A 1,458-nucleotide genomic window follows, 5' to 3' on the forward strand; every position below is an offset into this window, starting at 1 on the left:
TAATCTGTACCCCATGTAAAGGACATTAATAAAAAAACTTATGCTGCTTCAAGGAGATGATTCCTGTACTGTACGGGAGTCATCTTTTTCATGTTCCATTGATAACGATGATGGTTGTAATAGTTAATGGTTTTTTGGATTTCACGCTGTAGTGAATCGAACGTGGTACAGGCCTTTAACTCGACGATATCCTTGAAATGTCCAAAGAATGATTCCTGGACGGCGTTATCCCAACAGTTGCCCCGTCGGGACATGGATTGACCTAGTTTCATACGCTTCACCTCTTTCTGGTAGGTCGGGCTCGTGTAGTGCCCTCCTTGATCTGAATGGATGAATGCGTCCTTGTCCAAGCGAATCCTCCGGTTCTTCCGTAAACGCTTCAACGTGTCCAATACAATGTCGAGATTGATGTTCTCAGAGAGTTGATGCGCCAATACCTCATTGGTCGAACCATCCACGATGGTCGAAAGATAGGCCCGCTTACCGTTCCCGTAAAATATGTAGGTGATATCGGTGAGAAGCACCTTATAGGGCGTGCCCTGTTTGAATTCGCGTTTGAGGTGATTCGGCACCACCCGGTGCTCGGCCGTCGCCTTAATGAGCCGTTTGTATGGTTTCGCCTTGCGGATTGGACACACGATGTTGTATTTCCGCATGATACGTCGGATGCACTTCAGGTTCATCGTCACACCGAAATGGCCAGATAGCACCATCTTGATCTGCCTAGCACCCTTCTTGCGCTTCTTGAAGTGGAACGCCTTCAGAACAAGGTCACGAAGAGCCATGTCTCTCGATTCGTGCTCCTGTCTGATCTGTCTCCTCCGTTCCGAGAAATAGGCGTGGTATCCCTGACGTGACACCCCGGACACCTGACAGAGATGGCTGACCATCCCCTTCATTTTATGCTTGATGATGACACCTTGAATCAGCTCATACTTTTGCGATGCGCTTAGTCCAGCTTTCCTCTCCCTTCCGCCAGGCGGATCTCCTTTAATAGTTCGACCTCTGCTTTCAACAGCTTGTTTTCGGCCTCGAGCTTCGCGTACCTTTCTTCTGTCGACAGCTCTCTATCTCTCCAACGTCCTGAATTACTTGATCGTGTATCGCGCAGCCCCATTACACCATCTTTTCGGTAAGCCCTTGTCCAGCGGTTTTTACAAGAATTCATACGCCGTTCACCGAGAACCTCCACATCGAACCCACATCCCCGGAAGATTTCCACAGGGAACTTTCCTTCCAACGTCTGTGCTATAAAGAGTTCCTTGAACTCATCGGTATACGTGATCCCTTTCGGGCTCACAGATTTAACGTAAGGATTTGCGGCTAGCGCATCTATTTCTTTTGACGTAAATATCTTCTTCGACACTCGAATTCACTCCCAATATGATTTAGTCCAGTGTACACAAAAAACCTGAGCAATAGACTTTTTTAAGTGTCTACTACTCAGGGTACAGTTTA

General features: G+C 47.4%; 1 protein-coding gene. It reads right to left on the minus strand.

From position 1 onward, the window contains the following. Positions 1 to 38: 38 nt before the first annotated feature. Positions 39 to 1,366, minus strand: a protein-coding gene (locus KNP71_RS15645) for an IS3 family transposase (protein WP_214831052.1) whose coding sequence is annotated in 2 segments (ribosomal slippage) — positions 39 to 967 and positions 967 to 1,366 — 1,329 coding nt in all. Because the reading frame shifts where the segments join, the coding sequence is not laid out codon by codon here. Positions 1,367 to 1,458 lie beyond the last annotated feature (92 nt).

The sequence above is a fragment of the Exiguobacterium sp. s56 genome, assembly GCF_018618255.1.
Taxonomy (GTDB): domain Bacteria; phylum Bacillota; class Bacilli; order Exiguobacteriales; family Exiguobacteriaceae; genus Exiguobacterium; species Exiguobacterium chiriqhucha.